We start from the raw sequence: 18,616 nt of genomic DNA, 5'->3' as shown, positions 1-18,616 counted from the left end.
TTCGTATACAAGTTACCGGGGTTTGTATTACCGGTATCCCTTTGCCGGCCCCTAAGCTGGAATCCAGTTGAGTAATCGGAAGGAGAAGCACGATGACCAGATGGACCACACGACAGATCCCTGACCAGAGTGGCAAGGTGGCGCTGATCACCGGAGCCAACGCCGGATTGGGTCTGGGTACCGCGACGGAGTTGGCCAAAAAGGGGGCCGAAATTCTGATGGCGGTGCGCAGTACTTCCAAGGGCGAGCAGGCCCGCCAGCTGATTCTCAAACAGGTGCCTCAGGCAAAGGTCAGCATATTGCCCCTGGACTTGGCGGATCTGGAGTCGGTGGCCGCCCTGGGCAAGGAGCTGCGCCAGCGACAGCAACCTTTGGATCTGCTGATCAACAACGCCGGAGTGATGTTCCTGCCCAAACGGCAGGAGTCGGCTCAGGGACATGAGATGCACTGGGCCACCAATCATCTGGGGCACTTTGCCCTGACCCATGAGTTGTTGCCTCTGCTGGAAGCGGCACCCGCAGGCCGAATCGTCACCGTCAGCAGTTTGGCCGCCAAGATGGGACCGGCCGACATCTACTACGACGACATTCATTTCGAGCAGAAGTACGACTATGTCGCCGCCTATGCCCAGAGCAAACTGGCCAACGCCATCTTCTTCTCCGAGCTGAACGAGCGCCTGCGTGCCGCCGGCAGCAAGGTGATCTCCGTCGGTGCCCACCCTGGTTACACCGCCACGGATCTGCAGCGTCACATGGGCCTGCTGGGGATCGTCTCCAACACCTTGTTTGCTCAGCGCATCGACATGGGGATCCTGCCCACACTGCGATCGGCCACCGACCTGGGGGTTAAAGGGGGCGATTACTTTGGCCCGGCCAATTTTGCCAATTTCCGGGGCTACCCCAAGCCCAACCGTCTGCCCAAGCCGGCGGCGGATCAGCAGCAGCGCAGCAAGCTGTGGACCCTCACCGAGTTGCAGACCGGCATTGCCTTTCTGAACCACGGATGATGAGCTAACGGAAAAACCACGGGTAGGGAGAAGCGATGTACACACTGGAGTCTGTCGAGCAGCTGCATCAGCTGTTTGCCCTGCCGCCGGTCAGTCACCCTCTGATCAGTGTCATTGACCTGTCTCAGGTCAGGGTGGAGGCCAGCGACATGATGCAGTCGGTGCAACTGGGACTCTATGCCCTGGTGGTGAAGGAGAACAGCTGCGAAGGGATCCGCTACGGCCGTCGCACCTATGATTTCTCCAATGGTGTGCTGGTGGCCTATGAGCCTGGGCAGGTGCTGGCGGGGGATCAGGAGTACCAGCGTGGTGACCTGAAGGGGTGGGCCCTTTTCTTCCATCCCCAACTGCTGTCCGGTTCTCCCCTGGCGGAGCAGATACGCAGGTATGGCTACTTCGGCTATGAGACCCACGAGGCGCTGCATCTGGATGAGCGTGAGCGCGCTTCCCTGGCATCCCTGGTGGGGGAGATTGACCTCGAGCTCAGGCGCAATGTGGATGACCACAGCCATGAGATTCTGGTGGCCAGTGTGGATCTGCTGCTCAAGTACACCAGTCGCTTCTTTCATCGTCAGTACCTGACCCGCCGCCCTCACACCCAGGGAACGGCAGTCAGATTTCAGCAGGCGCTGGACCATTATCTGGACTCCGGCGAAGCGCAGCAAAGCGGTCTGCCCAGTGTGGCGGCCTTGGCGGACAGGCTCTCCATGTCCCCGGGCTACCTGAGTGACCAGCTCAGGAAGGAAACCGGCGCCAGTGCCCAGGAGCTTATCCACCAGGGCATTGTGGAGCGGGCCAAGGGGATGCTGCTCGGCGACGACAGCAACATCGCCACCATCTCCCACCGTCTGGGGTTTGAGTACCCTCAGTATTTCGCCCGGGTGTTCAAACGGGTGACCGGCATGACGCCGGGGCAGTTTCGCCGGCCCCACTAGAGGCCGTACCCCAGACAAAAAAATCCGGAGCCAGGCTCCGGATTTTGCGTTAAGAGAATTGAACCTCCCTGTTCAAGCCCGTTCTCTTTAGACCTTGCTTTACACTTTGCGAATGCCCACAGGGACACCATGACGGCAGGTGGAGCCGAAGGTGCGATCCCGGTAGAGGCTGGCGCCCTTACGAGTGGGGTCCACCACGTTGAAGGGGTTGGGGTTGATGCCGCCGCCACGCTCCGGCTCACCGGCGATCTCCGTGCCATCGATGCTGATGCTCTGGGCGCCGAACTGGCTGTGGCCGAAGCCGATGCCCACGGAGATGGTGCCCCTGGCCACGGTGTCGTCCGCCTGGACCACACCCTCTAAGGTGGTGCCCTTGGGCGAGAGAACCTGTGCCCGATCACCGGATTTCAGGCCGTACTTGTCGGCATCCTTGGCGTTCATCTGGATGAAGTTGGCCTCACCCAGGGCGGTCAGCCTGGGCAGCTGAGCCGAGTAGGCGTTACGCAGCTGCGGCTTGAAGGTGGAGAAGCTGAAGGGGTATTGCTCCTCGCTCCAGTGATCCCGTACCGCGGAGCCGTCCCAGAAGCGGTCCACATCGAAGGTGGGCTGGCCATCCAGGTATTCGCCGGAGTAGGAGTCCTTTATCTGGGCCAGGGCCTCGTTGTAGATCTGGAACTGCACATCCATGCGGATGGCCGGGTTGAGGAACTCGCCATCGTAGCGCTGGTCCAGCTGCTCGTAACGACCGCCCCGGGTCAGCATATACAGGGTAGGGCCCAGCTCTTCGGGCTTGAGGCGCTTGGCGAACTCACCCTGAATACGGTCGACGCTGGTGAACTGGATATCCTCCTGGGTGGGGGCGGGCAGTACCTCGCCGGAGTGGGCGGCGTTGGCAAACAGGGGTACGTACATGTCCTGGGGCACATGCAGGCCGTAGCGGCGACCCTTGGCGTCGGAGAAGGCGTTGTCGCCGAACCCGGGCAGCTCCAGGGTCTTGCTGACGTCGATGATGAACTGCTCCATGCACACCGGATTGCCCTTGGCGTCCTTGACGGTCTTGGGCTCAATCACAGGCACGGCGGCCACGTCACCGACGTACTCACTGCCCCACATGCGGGAGTACATCCACTGCTCATACTGCAGCAGGTCCGGCACCAGGTAGTCGGCGTAGACGTTGGTTTCGTTGATGTAGGGGTCGATGCCAACGATCAGTCCCAACTGCTTGGGGTCTTTGATGGAGTCCACCACCTGGTCCTCCAGGCCGGAGCAGTTGTAGATGGGGTTGGTGGACCAGATGAACCATGCCTTGAACTGGAAGGGGTTGGCGTTGGCGTGGGCCACCAGCATCTCGCCGCTGTTGTCCTGAACGAAGGTGTTGTTCCAGGGCTGGTTGGCCGGGTAGGGGTTTTCCCCCCGGGCCAGCTTGGCCTTGTACTCTTCACTCTGCTCGTAGTCACCGGAGCGCTCGGCGTTGAAGCCCTCGGGCTCCACGTGGTGGAAGTCGTTGAGCTTGTACAGCGGGCCGTCGAAGATCTCGTACATCATGCCGAAGCCGACGCCGGTCATGTGGTTCAGGCCGCCCTTGGCGTTGTGGGCACCCACCATGGTGGCCAGCATCGCCTGGGCGAAGGTGCACTGTCCGCCGTCGGTGGCGTTACAGCCGGTGTTGGTCTCGATGGCCACCTGGCGGCCGTGGGAGGTGAACTCCTTGGCCAGCTCCTGAATTTTGGCCACGGGCACACCACTGTGCTTGGCGTACTCCTCCAGGCTGTGCTCATTGACCCGTTTCTTCAGCAGGGCAAAGGCGGTTTCCACGTTGACCTTGCTGCCGTCGGCCAGCTTGGCCTCGCCCTGATAGTAGAGGCTGGCCTGCTGGTCGCTGTCGCTGGTCACCAGTTGGCCATCGCCCTCCCGGCGCACCATCTTCACCTCGTCGCTGCCCAGGCCCATCGCCTCGGCGGTGAGGAAGCGGTTGTGCAGCGGGTGGCCCGGCTGCTTCACCACCAGATAGGTGGCGTTGGTGTAGTTCACCTCACCCTGTTTGTCTGCCGCCGCCTGGCTGGGGGCCGCCAGGTAGTGTTTGCGGTAGCGCTTGTGGTTGATGATGTACTGCAGCATGCCGAACAGCAGGGCGGTGTCGCCGCCGGAGCGGATTGGCACCCACTCACTGTTGTCAGCGTCGGTCTCTGAGGTCAAAGAGCGCAGCAGGGGGTCGACCACCACGTACTTGAAGTTGCCCCGTTCGGCGCGGGCCTTGGCCAGTCGGCGGGAGCCGGAGTTGAGGCTGTTGCCGGACAGGCCGGGGTTGGTGCCGATGAAGATGGCGAATTTGCAGTGTTCGAAGTCCGTGGTGGGCAGGGCAATTTCATCCACGGCGTCGAAGCAGCCCAGGGCCCAGCCCGCTACCTGCTGGTGGCCGCAGTAGGAGTCCTTGTTGCCCACGTTGGGGGTGCCCCAGGCGCTGTGGGAGAAGCGGTGCATGAAGTCCCAGCGGTTCGCCTGTTCGGTGGAGGTGGAGACCAGCAGTTGGTTCTTCACCGGGCCAAAGTCCGGGTAGAGGGGGTTGGCGAAGTTGGGGTTGGCGTGGATCGCCTTGAGGCCGTCCACATGGCCTTCGCCAAACAGGTTGCCCCCTTCGGTGACCTCTTTGATCATCTGCTCATAGGAGATGGTCTGCCACTTGTTCTCGCCACGCTTGCCCACCCGCTTCAGGCACTGGGTGATTCTGTGTTTGTTGCTGAAGGCGTCCAGCACCGCGTTGCCCCGGCCACAGAGGGTGGCGGCGTTGTCCTGGTTGTACTGGCTGGCGGCCGCCAGGCGGAACATCGCCTCCTTAGGCGGCACCGACATGCTGAAGGGCTCGGTGTTGCTGGTGAGCATGTAGGGGTTGCCCCAGGCGCGCACCACCTGATCCGTGGCTTCGTCGATGCTGACCCGGGCGCCACAGACGTTGAAACAGCCATAGCACTTGGAGAAGGCGAAGCGCTGGCCCGGAGCGGGCTTGATGTTGTTGCCGTCCACCTGGAACTCAGGTTTCAGGGAGGTGGGGGCAAATTTTTCCAGCGCCTTGTCGCTGGTGGGAGTCTCGGCCTGGGCTGCCTTGGCGGCGCCGGAGGCGGAGAGGGCCGCGACTGAGCCGGCCTTGAGGAATTGTCTACGATCCATAATGGGTTACCTCTGCCACTCTTGGGGGAATTTCAGGCTGAATTGGGCGTTGCTCTCCGCTTCGGTCAGGCCGATGTAGAACACATTGGGGTGGGTGTTGTTGGCCGCCTGGAGCACCAGCGGCTTCTCCTGCTCCAGCATCTTGGCGATCTCGCTGCTCTTGTCGTTGATGTCACCGAAGATGCGGGCGCCACCGGTGCAGGTGGTGACACAGGCGGGCAGCAGGCCCCGGGAGGTGCGCTGCACACAGAAGTTGCACTTATCCACCGTGCCAGTGTTGGAGTTGACGAAGCGGACCCCCTCGTAGGGACAGGCCTCGATGCACATCTCGCAGCCGATGCATTCGGTGGAATCCACCACCACGATGCCGTCCTCCTTTCGTTTGAAGGTGGCACCGGTGGGGCAGATCTCGACGCAGCTGGGCTTGTCGCAGTTGTTGCACAGCAGCGGCAGGTTGAAGGCGTAGGGTTTGCCCTGAACCTCTGAGCTGGCCTGGTAGACCGAGGTTCGGTTTTCCTTGGGCAGGCTGCCGTTTTCGTTACCGCAGGAGACCACACAGGCCTTACAGCCATTGCAGCGACGCAGGTCGACGACCATGGCCAGATGCTTGCCACCTTTGGCGCGGATGGCGGCCACCGCGTCGGCGGCGGAGATAAAGGAGAGGGAGCCGACGCTCAGGGCTCCCCCTGCCATCAGTTTCAGTATCGATCTTCTATCTAACATGGTTCGCTCCTGATGGTATTTCTTAAGGAGAAATACTCGCATGTGAGATCAGTTGCGCCGATTTAATATAGAGGCACAAATAGTTTGGTTTCTTAGAAAATTCTCTAAGGGACGTAGAATGAATGGGTCTAATTCATTCGTTGAATTTAGTATATGTCCGGTGAAATTAAATATGGTGTGAGCCTCATCACGTCAAGATTTTGAATTTTTATAATTGTGAATTTCAGGCTGAATTTACCCGGGCGGGAAATGCTTTTTCTAAAACCCGGCAAAGACCATTGCTTTTATTAAGTGATTGATTATATTGCACTTAAATCCGATCCGCCTGTGGCGGGGGAGAGATTGCAGTGATATGGGAAAAGCAATTTTTGATTTGCGGGAATACTATTTAAGCCCCAATCTTACTTTGGTGTTTTTATATGTGTGCTCAATAAGTGTCAGATGCAGTGTGAAGGCTGGGCATCTATTTTATTCGCCGTCTCTTTTGTGCATTCACTCCCGTTTTTTCTTTTTACCTATGAGTAGACTGACGCAATGAACTGAATCTGAGAAACAAAGATGAAAAGAGTGATGCTGTTCCTCTGTCAGGGGCTGGAGGAACTGGAGGCGGCGGCCTTTACCGATGTGTTCGGCTGGACTACCACCTATGGGCTGGAACCGGTTGAGCTGGTGACCGTGGGGCTGAGACCTAAGGTGCGCTGTGCCTGGAACTTCACCATAGAGCCTCAGTATCTGCTGGATGAGATAGACCCGGACAGCTTCGATGCCCTGGCCATTCCCGGCGGCATGAGCCGTTCGGGGTTCTACGAGGATGCCTATGATGAGCGGCTGCTGCAGTTGATTCGGCGCTTCCACCACAGCGACCGTTGGGTGGCGTCGGTCTGTGTCGGTGCCCTGCCCATGGCCAAGGCCGGAGTGCTTGAGGGGCGCCGGGCCACCACCTACCAGTTCAGTGACAAGCGCCGGACTCAGCTTAAGCAGATGGGGGCGCAGTTGTGCGATCAGCCCCTGGTGGAAGACAGTCGGCTGATCACCTCACAAAACCCGGCCAGTGCGGTGGCCGTTGCCCTGCGTCTGGCGGAGGTGCTCACCTCCAGAGCCAACCTGGAGCGGATCTGCGAAGGGATGGGCTTCCCGGTGCCCGAGCCTCTCTGACCGGCCTCAACGGTGACGCTTACCACAGGTAGAAACTGGCGCGCTTGCCGAGGATCTTCAGCTCATGGTGCTCGCTGGCCGCAGACTCATTGACGCCGTAACACAACATCAGCGGCAGCAGGTGCTCCTCCCTGGGGTGGCAAAAGCGAGCCCCGGGGGCTTGCTCCCAGCGGATCAGCCGCTCTCGTCGCTGGGCTTCACTGAGCCTTGGACTGGTGCAGGTCTCAATCAGCCAGCGCTCGAAGGCGGCATTGGCCTGGTTGGCCTGGCCCTGATCCGGGGCGAAGAAGGCGCGCATGTTGTGAAAGGAGAAGCCGGAGCCGATCACCAGCACCTTGCCATCCCCCAACCCCTTCAGGGCGCGGCCCATCTCGATGTGCTGGGCTACATCCAGATTACTGTTGAGGGACAGCTGCACCACCGGGAGGGGGGCCTCGGGAAACAGGATGCTCAGCGGCACAAACATGCCATGGTCGAAACCCCGCTGCTCATCCAGTTGTGGTGACAGCCCGGCCTGGTGCAGCTTTTGGTGGATCTCCAGGGCCAGTTCGGGCGCCCCGGGGGCCGGATACTGAATCTGGTAGGCCCGCTCCTCGAAGCCGTAGTAGTCGTAGATGAGGCTGGGTGAGGCCGCCGAGGTGATGCTGGGCCTGTCCGCCTCCCAGTGGGCACTGACCAGAACTATGGCCGAGGGCGTGGCCATGGTCTGCGCCACCGCCTTCAGCCTGTCCACCATCTGCTGGTGGCCGGGGTCTCCCAGCAGCGGCATGGGTCCGCCGCCGTGGGAGAGATAGAAACTGCTGTAGTGCCGGGTCATGAGATGCTCCATGGTTACAATGAGTGTGGGCCCAGGGGCACGATGCCGTTGGGGTTCAGGGCTTTGACCGAGTAGTAACCGGATTTGATGTGGTCCAGATTGACGGTGTCGGCCACCCCCTCCAGTGCCAGGATTCGCAGCATGTAGTCTCGCAGTCTGGGCATGGCACTCAGGGGGTTGCGGTTGCACTTGAACAGGCCGTAATAGGCGGCATCGAAGCGCACCAGGGTGACAAACAGGCGCAGGTCAGACTCGGTGAGCCGGTCGCCAAACAGGTAGGGCCGGCCATCCTCCAGTCGTGCTTCCAGTTGGTCGAACATGGCAAACACCTTGTGGTATGCCTCCTCATAGGCCGGTTGGCTGGAGGCAAATCCCGCCTGGTAGACGCCGTTGTTGAGCTCGGTGTAGAGCTGGTTGCTCAGGCTGTCTATCTCGTCGGCCAGGGCCTGGGGGTAGAGATTCAAGGTGTTGCCGGTCAGGTGATCGAAGGCACTGCCGAGCATGCGGATGATGTCTGCCGACTCGTTGTTTACCAGGGTGTCTGTGCGCTTGTCCCACAACACCGGCACCGTGGCCCGGCCGGTGAATTGGCTATCGGCCCGGGTGTAGAGCTGATGCAGGTAGCGGGCGCCATGGAGAGCGTCCTCGGTGGCACCTGGGTAGCCGCCAAACTGCCAGCCTTGGTTGCTCAGCCTGGGGTCGACCACGCTGACGCTGATCAGCTTATCCAGCCCCTTCAGCTTCAGGGTCATCAGCACCCGGGAAGCCCAGGGGCAGATGTAGGCCACATACAGGTGATAACGGCCGGCTTCGGCCTTGAAGCCTCCGTTGCCTGTGGGGCCGGGGGCGCCATCCGGGGTTATCCAGTGGCGGAAGGAGGAGGTCTGGCGAATAAAACGCCCCTCATCGTCCTTGCTCTGTACCGGCTGCCAATCTTCTGTCCAACGTCCGTCAATCAACATGGTGCTCTCCTTAAGGGGGTGAGGCGGGCCGGGCCCGCCGTCGTCATCGGTTTCAGCGATTGAGTTTCTGGGCAATCAGGTTGTCCAGGGCGAACCGGCCGCCGCCTTGAAGGGTCAGTGCCAGGCTGACCACCGCCAGTGTCAGGGCATACTCGTAACCGTTGTTGCTCATAAACAGGCCGTTGCCGATGTGGACGCTGAACATGGCCACTAGCATGGTGAAGGCGGACACCAGGGCAGCGGGACGGGTCAGCAGCCCCAGCGCCAGGGCCAGGCCGCCGAAGAACTCGGCACTGCCGGCCATCAGCGCCATCAGGTATCCTGGAGCCAGGCCGATGCTGGCCATCCACTGGCCGGTGCCCTCCAGGCCATAGCCGCCAAACCAGCCAAACAGCTTCTGAGCGCCGTGGGCGGCCAGGATGAGGCCAGTGGGAACACGCAGGATCAGGGCGGCGTTGCCGGCGGTGGAGTCGAAAAGGGATTTCACAAAGTGGCTGTTCATAATCTGTTCCTCAGTTTGGGTCTGGGTGACGGGGCTGACTGTGTGCCCCGACCGTTGGGAACACTTTAACTCTCGCCATTGTGATGATATATGGCGTTGTTGTTGCATTATTATCAATATGACGGTGATAATTGGTGGGCCGAATCAAGCAAGGGGTGGCAGATGGACAGACTGGAGGCGATGCGCACCTTCGTATCGGTGGTGAACGAGGGGGCCTTTACCCGGGCGGCGGAGCGGCTGGGGCACTCGCCGCAACTGGTGAGCAAATACGTGTCCCAGCTGGAGCAGCGGCTGGGCAGCCGGCTGCTCAACCGCACCACCCGCCGGGTCAGCCTGACCGAGGCGGGCCGGGTCTATTACCAGCGGGCACAGCAGGTGCTGGCGGAGATTGATGAGATGGAGAGCCAGCTCGGCGATCTGCAGCACAGTCCCAGGGGCCAGCTGCGCATCAGTGCCCCGGTCTCCTTTGCCAGCCGCCATATGGCCGGGCTGCTGGGTGACTTTCGCAAAGCCTATCCCCAGGTGCAGATCGACCTGCACCTCAATGACCGCCGGGTAGATATTGTCGAGGAGGGGTTCGACATCGCCCTGCGCATCGGCCAGCTGCAGGACTCCTCGCTGATCGCCAGGAAGATTGCGCCCATCAATCTGGCCTGGGTGGCCTCTCCCGGCTATCTGGCGGCTCACGGCACCCCAGACAGCCCCGAGGCGCTGGCGGACCATCAGTATCTCAAGTACAGCTACAGCGATGACAGCCAGCTGTTGGGCAGAGGGGCCGGGTCCCTGGTGCAGCAGCACGGCATCAGCTGCAACAATGGTGATGTGCTGGTGGAAGCGGCGATTCAGGGGGCGGGCATCGCCCTGCAGCCCACGTTCATCGCCGGGCCGGCCATCGCCGACGGCAGACTGGTGACCCTGATGCCGGAACATACTCCCGCCCCCATGGGGCTCTACGCGGTGTACGCCCACCGTCAGCTACTGGCCAGCAAGGTGCGCAGCTTCATCGACTTCATCGACGGTTACTATGGCTCGCCGCCCGTTTGGGATCTGGGCTTGGCGGAAACCGGCGGCTGACAGCGCCCATTCGGCCTTGAGCCAGGTCGACGGCCAGTGGTGGACCACTGTGGATTGGCACAGCTTTTGGCTCTGGCTCAGTGGATTCCAAAGCCGCTAAAAGCCCGACTTCAGCGCAAACTGATCAAAACAGAGTCAGTTGCGCCTTCAAACCCAGTGCTGGCGGGGGTTGTGTATTGTCGCTGGCCCATGGCTGAGGTACTCTAAGCCGTTTCCTTTTCGAATAATTTCACGCTCCCGGAGATAAGGTATCCCTATGAGTCAAGAGGCGTTTCGACTGCGTCGCATCATCATCATCGACAGTTTCTGGAAGGGAAAGGTCAATGAGATCGATTTCGACGGCCACACCCAGCTCGAGGGAACCAACGGCGCCGGCAAAACCTCATTGATGAGGCTGCTGCCGCTGTTCTACGGCATGCGCCCCGGCGACATCGTCTCCAAGGTGGATCAGGCGAAGAACTTCGCCAACTACTACCTGCCCCGGGAGTCCAGCAAGCTGGTGTACGAGTACCAGCGCCCAGGCCTGGCCGAGCCCCAGCTGTGCTGCATGATCGCCTCCTCCGACGGTCGTAGCGTCCACTACAAGCTGATCGACGCCCCCTACCGCCAGGAATACTTCATCGGAAGTGACCATAAGCCGTTCAAGGTGGGTGAGGTGGAGCGCAACTACAAGCGTGCCCACGGCACCTTCTGCTCCAACTACCTGGGGGTGGACAAGTACCGCCAGGTGATTCAGAACCTGCGCGGCGGCCGCGCCTCCAGCGAAGTGCGTCAGCTGCAGAGCCGGTTCAGCTTCGGCCTGGTGCCCATGCCCCACATCGACAAGGTGGTCAACGGCACCATCGAGAAGAACCTGGACTTCGAGGCGGTAAAGAAGATGCTGGTGGCCATCGCCGCCGACTATCTGGCCCGCAGCCGGGTCGGCGAGACCCGGGAGCAGATGCAGCTGAACAAGGATGAGATTGGCCGTTGGCTCAGTGACATCCAGGCCAGCCGCGAAGTGCACGGTGTGGCCGAGAAGATTCAGCGCTGGCAGGGTCAGTTCAACGAGCTGGAGGAGTTCCTCGGTCAGCTGCGCCACCTGCTGGCCCTGTGCGACGAGCAGCGCACCGAGCTGGAAGACAAACTGGCGGCACTCTCCTCGGAGAAGGCCAGCCACCGCGCCGACATCAAGGAGCTGGAGAAGGCGTTCGACGCCCTGGAGGGTGAGCTCAAGCAGAGCATCACCGCCGACAGCGATCTGGTGCACGCCCGTCAGGTGACCATAGAGCGCCTGGACGACGACAAACAGAGATACGACGACGATGACGCCGCCTCCTATCAGCTGCGCGCCGACGAGAAGGCCACCTTCAGTCAGCGCCTGAAAGAGGTCAACGGCATCATCGAGAGCTTCGAAGGGGACACCGCCAAGGTGGCCCGTAAGTTCGAAGAGCTGCTCGGAAAGTTGGATCTGGAGCTGGCCCGCGGCGAGGGCGACAAGCAGCAGCAGATGGCCACCATCCGTCAGCAGGCCGCCGACAAACTGGCGGAGGTGGAGCAGCAGTACCAGGCCAACCGCCGCCAGATGGAGCAGCGTCTCAATCAGCAGGGCCTGGAGATCAAGGACCAGCAGCTGCAGCTGCGCCACAACCTGCGCATCAACACCGAAAACCGCGCCAACCCTCAGCTGCCAGCCGAGCTCAGCCAGGGACTGCAGGCCACCGCCCAGTCTCTGGGAGAAGCCCAGGGGCGCCACAACGAGCTGCTGCGCCTTATCTCCGACGAGCGTCAGCACGGCGCCCAATTGGAGCGTCAGCGGGATCAGCACCTGCACCGCCTCACCAATGAGCAGCGCCGCCTGGATGAGCTCAAGGCCCAGTATCAGGCCCTGGAGCAGCAGCTGCACCCGGCCGAAGGCTCACTTCAGGCCTTTCTGGAGGAGCGCGGTGAAGCCAGCGACTGGAAACAGAACATCGGCTGCCTGCTCGCGCCCGAGCTGCTGGCCCGTACCGATCTGGCGCCCCAGTGGAAAGGGGAGGGCAGTGACAACCTCTACGGTGTTGGCCTGGATCTGGCGCCGCTGCAACACAACAACCCCCTGGCCCGCAGCGAAGCGGAGCAGCAACAGCGTCTGGAGACCCTGGAGCAGCAGTGCCGTGAACAGCAGGGCCAGATTGACCAGATCAACGAACTGCTGAAGCAGCTGGGTCGTCAGCTGGAGCAGCATCAGGCCCAACTGGGTCAGCTGCAGCAGCAGGAGCGCCGCGCCGCCGCCGAAATTGACCAGCTCAAGCAGCAGCAGGAGCGTCAGCAGCAGCACGCCCAGGAGGCGGTGAAGCAGCTCACCACCCGACTGGATGAGGAGCATAAGCAACTCTCCAAACAGCTGGAGCAGCTAGACCACAAGCTGGAGCATCTGGAGGAGCAGGGGGAAGAGGAGCTGCACGAGCTGCACAATGCCGCCCTGGAGCGCCGCCTGATCCTGGAGACCGACCGCGACAGCCAACTGGAGACCCTCACCGAGCAGCTGGAGTCGCTGCAGGAGAGCGTGCGCGAGCGTCGCCGCGACTACAAGAAGCAGCAGAAACAGGCCCTGGACAAGATCGACCCGGATGGCGAGGTGGACAAGCGGATGGCGGAGCGCAAAGAGCTGCTGGCCGCCCTGGACCGCTGCGCCGAGTTCGAGCAGAAGGCCCGCGAGTACCAGCACTTCCTCGCCAGCCAGTACAATCAGCGCGAGCCTTTGGCCGCCGAGCTGCTGGAGCTGCAGCAGCGTCTGTCCGAGTCCAAGGCCAGGCTGGAGCATGCTCGCAATCAGCATGACCAGCAGCTGAGTGAACACAAGGCGGTGCTCAAGCGCAACAAGGAGCAGCAGGAGCGCAGCGACGATCTGCTGGCCCGGCTGGTGCGGGTCAACGCCGTCTGCGAGCCCCTGGGGCTGGAGCCGGTGCGCAACGACCAGCTGCAGAACTACCAGGCGGAGATGCTGCCCGGTTTCATCGAGCAGAACCACGAGGGCTTCAGCCATCTGGAGCGCAAGCTCACCAAGGAGATCAGTCACTTCTCCAACGTACTGCGCACCAAGCACGGCAAGAGCAGCCTGTTCGACACCTGGACCCAACTGGTGGCGGACAACGACAGATTCGAGGGTTGCGAGACCGTCCTTAAGTACCGCACCCCCATCGGCGACTTGCTGCAGAGTGCCGCCCAGCTGGCCAAGTCCACCGGTCAGTTGGTGATTGTTAATGCCAACATGATCAATGAGTTCTACCGCCACCTGGAGAACTTCGACCGCCGCATCAAGTCCGTGGGCCGTCAGCTGTCCGAGCGGGTCACCGCCCTGGCCAAGTTTGAGGCGCTGGCAGACATCAGCGTCGGCACCGTCACCAAGCTGGAGCAGCTGGAGTACTGGCAGCCCCTGCGCAGCTTCTCCGACTGCTTCGAGCAGTCCCGCGATCAGCTGCGTGAAGGCTCCTCCGAGATCCCCGAAGAGCTGATCCGCGCCATGCGTGAGCTGGCCCGGGTGCTGCCTGCCGAAGGGCTGGAGCTGGAGCACAACGACCTGTTCGACCTGGAGTTTGTCATCACCGAGAAGGGCCAGGTAAAGCGGGCCCGCAACGCCCGTCAGCTGAAGAAGGTCAGCTCCACCGGTCTCTCCTACCTGGCGATGCTCTCTCTGTTCGCCGGCTTGCTGGGGATGCTGCGGGGCGACGGCGAGGTGCCCAGCCGGGTGATCCTGCCGGTGGATGAGCTGGGTGAACTGGCGGCGGAGAACATCGAGCTGCTGCTGGGGATGTTCGACGACAACCACATCCAGATGCTGTCGGCGTCGCCCTCCACCGACCGTCAGGTATTGGCCCTGTACAAGACCCACTACAAGCTCAAGGACAGCAAGATCTACAGCGCCCACGTGCCGCTGTCCAAGCTGGAACAACTGCTGGCCACCCGGGCCGGACGCACCCAAGCCGCTACCGAGGAGGCCGCCCAATGATCTTCAAACAGACCGTCGAGAAGCTGCTGGCCGGTGCGGTGATCTGTCAGACCGCCTACCCGGATGAGTTTGAATACCTGCAGGCCCCGGCCAACGCCGAGCGGGTGCACGAGTTCCTGAGCCAGCTGGACCGCAGCCTGACCCATTTTGAGACCGCCGCCGCCTTCTACTGCAGCTACGACAAGGTGGACGACAGCAACCGCAAGGGCATCACCCAGCTGTTCAGCTCCATGCGCAGCTACTTCCGCCCCATGGTGGAGTGGCTGGACATGCTGCTGCGGGCCACCGGCAACGACGCGCCGCTGCACGCCAAGGACAGCCTCAAGTTCACCTCCCTGCTGGAGGCGTTCGAACACGATCAGACCCTGGCTGAGCAGCTGCGCCGCCTCACCACCATGCCTCCGTTTAAGACCAACAGGGTGGAGATCCGTGATCAGCTGGGCACCGTGCTGTCCAAGCTGGAGGAGATGGGCTATCTGGTGCGTCACGCCCCGGGCAGCAACACCTGGTACGCCACCGCCCGCTTCGACCTCATCTACCTGCTGATTGAGTTCCTCAACGACAGCGAGAAGTTGGAGCTGCCTGAGGTGCAGGAGCAGGATCCCCAAGAGGAGCTGCTGCTGTAATGAGCCTCTACGACAGCAATCAGGTCGCGGCGCTGCTGCGACAGATGGGGCAGGCGGACGAGCTGCTGGCGGAGGCCTATGTCTACGGCGCCGTCAGTGGCGACGGCGACAACGAGGGCCAGCTGAAGAACCTGCAGAAGGCCAAGCTGCTGCGCCCCGACGACGAGCCCGGCAGCTACCGCCTCACCGCCGACGTGAAGCGATTGCTCAACAAGCTGATGCGCCAGCAGAGCGGCTATCGCCAGCTTACCGACATGGGCAAGGTGATCGACGCCATGGACGATGTGATCATCGACTATCGCGACTCCCTCATCAGTGGTCAGATGGACGACGCCGACCACTACCTGGACCAGCTGGATGACCTGCTGTTCGACGCCAAGGACAGCCTCAACACCAGCCTGGACAACATGCACTACGCCATCTCCAGTCAGTTTGGTTTTGTGGCCACCCTCACCGCCAAGGTGCGGGAGAACCAGAAGGCGCTGGACTATGCCCAGAAGCTGCTGAACGAGCTGCAGCAGATTGACCCGGAGACCTGCTATCAGTGGATCTTCGACGGTGCCCCCACCGAGTTTGCCCGCAAGATCACCGGCTTCGTTCACTGGTTCCGCAATGTGCTGGGCCGCCTGGCCCACGTCATCGAGAAGATGCGCCAGAGCCTGTTCCGCCTGCGCCGGCAGGTGAAACAGGCCAACCAGCTGCGTGGCATGGCCCGCTTCCTGCGCAAGCACCCGGAATACGAGGTGCGCGACGACTTGCCCTTCGCCCCCGAACTGCCCCAGGAGCTGAAACTGGCGCCGGCCATGATCACCGGCGGCTTGGTGGATGTGCGCAGCAGCGCCATCGAGCAGGACCTGGTGGAGATTGTCCAGCACCTGCGCCGCCAGGCCCCCTCCACCCCCATGGTGGGCGACAGGGACGGCGTCAGCGTCGAGAGCGAAGAGCTGGAGATTCTCGCCTACCTCAGCGACTGGGTACTGGACGAGGTGGAGCACTTCTTCGAGCAGGCGGTGCTCGCCGACCACGGCCTCTCCGCCCTGGAGCACTGGCAGACCCAGCAGCCCGCCTGGCTCAAGGACAGCCATGAAATTGATCCTCAGCTGTGGATTGAGCTGGTGTTCGGCTACTACTGCAAGCTGGCGCCCCAGCAGCAGAGCATCATCGCCCTGGAGATGGAGGAGCAGCTGGTGCCCGGCACCAACAACAACTTCACCTACAGCGACGTGACCATCAAGGTGGCTTGACGTGACTTTCAGCGTTAAGGAGAGAATCACTCTATCTAAATGGTTCCTGCGTCCGTGGCAGGAGAGAAGAGTGGCCTTTGGCGTCTTGGCGAGTCGATTGCATCGAGACTACGGTTTTGGTGAGCTGCAGGGCGATGGCCGCGCCCGGGCGAAACTCTATATCAGCCGGGACCATTTGAGTGCCTTGCGCGACGAGCTGATGCGAGATGGCTTTGGTGATCCCTGCCAGGGCGACTTCATCACCGAGGCGGACAGTCGCAATAATTTTGCATTGAGCCGCAATGACGAGAAGAGTGGTGCCAGGGCCGTGGGCGAGGAGTTGGTGTTGTGTCGCCCTCTGTCCCATTGGCATATCGATGGCGCGGCCACGCCGCTGCCGCCCTTTGAACAGGCCGGTCAGCAGGTCAATTGGCGCTCACTTCTCCAGATGGGCGACCGTTTGGGTCACACCCATCTGGTGCTGGTAGAGAACCTGGCGCTGATGACGGAGCTGACTCGCCTGAAGCTGCCTGAATGTTTGCACAATGCGCTGTTTCTCTATCGGGGAGACGCGTCCGCCGACAAGCAGACCAACGCCGCCTATCAGTGCTTTCGGGCCTTTAAGGGCAGGTTGCCTTTAGTCTATTTCGGTGATTTCGATCCAGCCGGGTTGGACATCGGCCTGTCCAGTGGTGCCGAGCAATTGTTGCTGCCAGCCCCAGAGCAGTGGCAGACCCTTCTGTCCCCTGACTGGCAGGGCATTGAGGGACCCGAGCTACGCTGGTTTGCTCAGGAGGCCCAAGCTCGTCGCCTGTTTACATCTGGGCTGCCAGGGCCATTATTGAGCGCATTGATGGTAATGGACTGGCACAAACAGACACGCACCCAGGAACATCTGTTGGGTCACCAAGTCCCCCTGGAGTTGGTGGACCTGAGCTAACTCCAGCCGCCCTTTCTGTCATTGGGGCGAAGGGAGCAACCCAGCGTTTTAGCTGTCGGCCTTATACGCCGCTGCAGACTCGCAAGCAACCGGCTCAATACGCTATGGCTTCCCTTAGCACAGCCATGCCGGCGAACGCCGGTACCCACTGTCTTCGGCTTCGGTCTTGACCGTCCTAGCCTTTACTCGCAGCTGCAGGCTCGCAAGCAGCCGGCTCAATTCCCTATGGCCTCCCTTAGTACAGTCATGCCGGAGGGCGCCGGTATCCAGCGTCTTCGCTTTTGACCTTGACCGTCCTCGTCTTTACCTGTCCTTGCCGACTCCTAAGGAGCCGGTTCAATCCCCTATGGCTTCCCTTAGCACAGTCATGCCGGCGCACGCCGGTATCCAGTGACTTTGGTTTTACCTGAGCGTCACTGTGGCGCACGCCGCTATCCAGAGTCTTTAAGCCCGCTCCTCGTTCCCAACCCCACGATCACTTTTTCCACAATCCCACGTTGGGCCAATCCTTGCTTAGCTATACTCATCCTCTGCTGAGCTAAGGAGCACACGGATGGCCCAATCACCCAAACTGCTGGTGATCACCGATCTCGACGGGACCCTGCTGGATCACCACAACTACAGCTTTCAGGCTGCCGCGCCCGCCCTGGAGCGGCTGGAGAGCCTGGGCATTCCCGTCATCCTCAACACCAGCAAGACTGCCGCCGAGCTGGCGCCATTGCGGGCGCAATTGAACAATCACGCTCCTTATGTGGTGGAGAACGGCGCCGCATTGTTCTGGCCCCCGGACGTGGACCTGCATCAGGCCATGGACGAGCACCACTCTGGTGCAGCGCCCGGTTATCGCATGCAAGCTTTTGGTGCAAATCGGGCGCAAATTCTCTCCGCCCTGGCGCAAATTCGCCGGGATACCGGGCTCAAACTGGAAGGCTTCGCCGACTGGGATGTCCCCACCCTGATGGACCTCACCGGCCTGGATGGCGACAGCGCCGCACAGGCCCTGGACAGGCAGTTTTCCGAACCCCTGTTGTGGCAGGGCAGTAATGCCGATCTGAAGACCCTCAGGCGGGCGGTGGAGGGCTATGGGCTCAAACTGCTGATGGGTGGGCGTTTCCTTCACGTAGTTGGGCACAGCGACAAGGGCTGTTGTCTGGCACCGCTGCGACAAGCCTACGCCCACCACTGGGCCATGGAAGGGGGCGAATTGCCCAAGGTGATCGCCCTGGGGGATGGCGACAACGATGTGGCCATGCTGGAGCTGGCGGATCTCCCGGTGCTGGTGCGCTCGCCGGTCAATCCGCCCCCTAGCCTCAGCGACGCCACCCGGGCGGTTACCCAGGTGACCGAACGCTGTGGCCCAGAGGGGTGGAACGACACCATTAACCTGCTGCTGGACCAGTACCGGCTCCCCTGAGCCTCGGCCCCGAAAGGCGCTGGCATCACACTTGCTAAGTGAGGGATAGAGGCAATGTGTCCAGCGGACCAGAGCATTGATTGGGAAAGGCTAAGGGAGAGAA

14 protein-coding genes are annotated in these 18,616 nt (G+C 61.5%); 9 read left to right on the top strand and 5 right to left on the bottom strand.

Translation table 11 applies throughout. The features are described from left to right. Window positions 1-92 precede the first annotated feature (92 nt). Both QUE41_RS14655 and QUE41_RS14650 read left to right on the top strand, forming a co-directional pair. The gene (locus QUE41_RS14655; RefSeq protein ID WP_286339752.1) at window positions 93-1,007 is read left to right on the top strand and encodes an oxidoreductase; all 915 of its coding nucleotides are present in this window, start codon (window positions 93-95) and stop codon (window positions 1,005-1,007) included. A 35-nt stretch (window positions 1,008-1,042) separates the two neighbouring features. Then, on the top strand, window positions 1,043-1,942 hold the full coding sequence (locus QUE41_RS14650; RefSeq protein ID WP_286339751.1) for a helix-turn-helix domain-containing protein: 900 nt from the start codon (window positions 1,043-1,045) through the stop codon (window positions 1,940-1,942). Between the two features lie 99 nt (window positions 1,943-2,041). On the opposite strand, the gene QUE41_RS14645 is transcribed toward QUE41_RS14650, so the two are convergent. Then, entirely contained in the window at window positions 2,042-5,107 is a 3,066-nt protein-coding gene (locus QUE41_RS14645; protein ID WP_286339750.1) for a molybdopterin-dependent oxidoreductase, read from the bottom strand. A gap of 6 nt (window positions 5,108-5,113) precedes the next feature. Then, complete coding sequence (locus tag QUE41_RS14640; protein ID WP_286339749.1) at window positions 5,114-5,830, bottom strand: 4Fe-4S dicluster domain-containing protein; 717 nt, start codon at window positions 5,828-5,830, stop codon at window positions 5,114-5,116. 558 nt (window positions 5,831-6,388) lie between these two features. Here QUE41_RS14640 and QUE41_RS14635 point away from each other — a divergent pair. After that, the gene (locus QUE41_RS14635) at window positions 6,389-6,985 is read left to right on the top strand and encodes a DJ-1/PfpI family protein (protein WP_286339748.1); all 597 of its coding nucleotides are present in this window, start codon (window positions 6,389-6,391) and stop codon (window positions 6,983-6,985) included. Window positions 6,986-7,004: 19 nt separating this feature from the next. On the opposite strand, the gene QUE41_RS14630 is transcribed toward QUE41_RS14635, so the two are convergent. Genes QUE41_RS14630 through QUE41_RS14620 form a run of 3 tightly spaced genes read right to left on the bottom strand, consistent with a single transcriptional unit; the run spans window position 7,005 to window position 9,266 of the window. Continuing rightward, a complete protein-coding gene (locus QUE41_RS14630; protein WP_286339747.1) occupies window positions 7,005-7,802 on the bottom strand; it encodes a DODA-type extradiol aromatic ring-opening family dioxygenase in 798 nt (265 codons plus the stop codon). Window positions 7,803-7,816: 14 nt separating this feature from the next. Continuing rightward, on the bottom strand, window positions 7,817-8,764 hold the full coding sequence (locus tag QUE41_RS14625) for a glutathione S-transferase family protein (RefSeq protein ID WP_286339746.1): 948 nt from the start codon (window positions 8,762-8,764) through the stop codon (window positions 7,817-7,819). 52 nt (window positions 8,765-8,816) lie between these two features. Further along, complete coding sequence (locus QUE41_RS14620; protein ID WP_286339745.1) at window positions 8,817-9,266, bottom strand: DoxX family protein; 450 nt, start codon at window positions 9,264-9,266, stop codon at window positions 8,817-8,819. 162 nt (window positions 9,267-9,428) lie between these two features. Between QUE41_RS14620 and QUE41_RS14615 the strand changes: the two genes are divergently transcribed. From QUE41_RS14615 to QUE41_RS14590, 6 genes are all read left to right on the top strand, one after another. Continuing rightward, a complete protein-coding gene (locus QUE41_RS14615; RefSeq protein ID WP_286339744.1) occupies window positions 9,429-10,340 on the top strand; it encodes a LysR family transcriptional regulator in 912 nt (303 codons plus the stop codon). A gap of 256 nt (window positions 10,341-10,596) precedes the next feature. Then, entirely contained in the window at window positions 10,597-14,310 is a 3,714-nt protein-coding gene (locus tag QUE41_RS14610) for an ATP-binding protein (RefSeq protein ID WP_286339743.1), read from the top strand. Beyond that, window positions 14,307-14,936 (top strand): condensin complex protein MksE, encoded by a 630-nt coding sequence (locus QUE41_RS14605; RefSeq protein WP_286339742.1) that lies wholly within the window; start codon window positions 14,307-14,309, stop codon window positions 14,934-14,936. Before QUE41_RS14610 ends, QUE41_RS14605 begins: the two co-directional genes overlap by 4 nt. Next, on the top strand, window positions 14,936-16,180 hold the full coding sequence (locus tag QUE41_RS14600) for a hypothetical protein (protein ID WP_286339741.1): 1,245 nt from the start codon (window positions 14,936-14,938) through the stop codon (window positions 16,178-16,180). The genes QUE41_RS14605 and QUE41_RS14600 overlap by 1 nt, the downstream gene beginning before the upstream one ends. 70 nt (window positions 16,181-16,250) lie before the next feature. Further along, window positions 16,251-17,099 (top strand): DUF7281 domain-containing protein, encoded by an 849-nt coding sequence (locus QUE41_RS14595; protein WP_286339740.1) that lies wholly within the window; start codon window positions 16,251-16,253, stop codon window positions 17,097-17,099. A gap of 553 nt (window positions 17,100-17,652) precedes the next feature. Then, entirely contained in the window at window positions 17,653-18,513 is an 861-nt protein-coding gene (locus QUE41_RS14590; protein ID WP_286339739.1) for an HAD-IIB family hydrolase, read from the top strand. The last annotated feature ends 103 nt before the right edge of the window (window positions 18,514-18,616 follow it).

The organism is Ferrimonas sp. YFM, from assembly GCF_030296015.1.
Lineage (GTDB): Bacteria > Pseudomonadota > Gammaproteobacteria > Enterobacterales > Shewanellaceae > Ferrimonas.
The sequence above is the reverse complement of the archived record's forward strand: the minus strand, read 5'-3'. Positions and strand labels throughout refer to the sequence as shown.

Bases quoted from the DNA above. Each gene is read 5' to 3' on its own strand.
- QUE41_RS14605 (WP_286339742.1), top strand. From the start codon at position 14,307: ATGATCTTCAAACAGACCGTCGAGAAGCTGCTGGCCGGTGCGGTGATC.
- QUE41_RS14645 (WP_286339750.1), bottom strand. From the start codon at position 5,107: ATGGATCGTAGACAATTCCTCAAGGCCGGCTCAGTCGCGGCCCTCTCC.
- QUE41_RS14640 (WP_286339749.1), bottom strand. From the start codon at position 5,830: ATGTTAGATAGAAGATCGATACTGAAACTGATGGCAGGGGGAGCCCTG.
- QUE41_RS14610 (WP_286339743.1), top strand. From the start codon at position 10,597: ATGAGTCAAGAGGCGTTTCGACTGCGTCGCATCATCATCATCGACAGT.
- QUE41_RS14650 (WP_286339751.1), top strand. From the start codon at position 1,043: ATGTACACACTGGAGTCTGTCGAGCAGCTGCATCAGCTGTTTGCCCTG.
- QUE41_RS14620 (WP_286339745.1), bottom strand. From the start codon at position 9,266: ATGAACAGCCACTTTGTGAAATCCCTTTTCGACTCCACCGCCGGCAAC.
- QUE41_RS14635 (WP_286339748.1), top strand. From the start codon at position 6,389: ATGAAAAGAGTGATGCTGTTCCTCTGTCAGGGGCTGGAGGAACTGGAG.
- QUE41_RS14600 (WP_286339741.1), top strand. From the start codon at position 14,936: ATGAGCCTCTACGACAGCAATCAGGTCGCGGCGCTGCTGCGACAGATG.
- QUE41_RS14625 (WP_286339746.1), bottom strand. From the start codon at position 8,764: ATGTTGATTGACGGACGTTGGACAGAAGATTGGCAGCCGGTACAGAGC.
- QUE41_RS14590 (WP_286339739.1), top strand. From the start codon at position 17,653: ATGGCCCAATCACCCAAACTGCTGGTGATCACCGATCTCGACGGGACC.
- QUE41_RS14615 (WP_286339744.1), top strand. From the start codon at position 9,429: ATGGACAGACTGGAGGCGATGCGCACCTTCGTATCGGTGGTGAACGAG.
- QUE41_RS14630 (WP_286339747.1), bottom strand. From the start codon at position 7,802: ATGACCCGGCACTACAGCAGTTTCTATCTCTCCCACGGCGGCGGACCC.
- QUE41_RS14655 (WP_286339752.1), top strand. From the start codon at position 93: ATGACCAGATGGACCACACGACAGATCCCTGACCAGAGTGGCAAGGTG.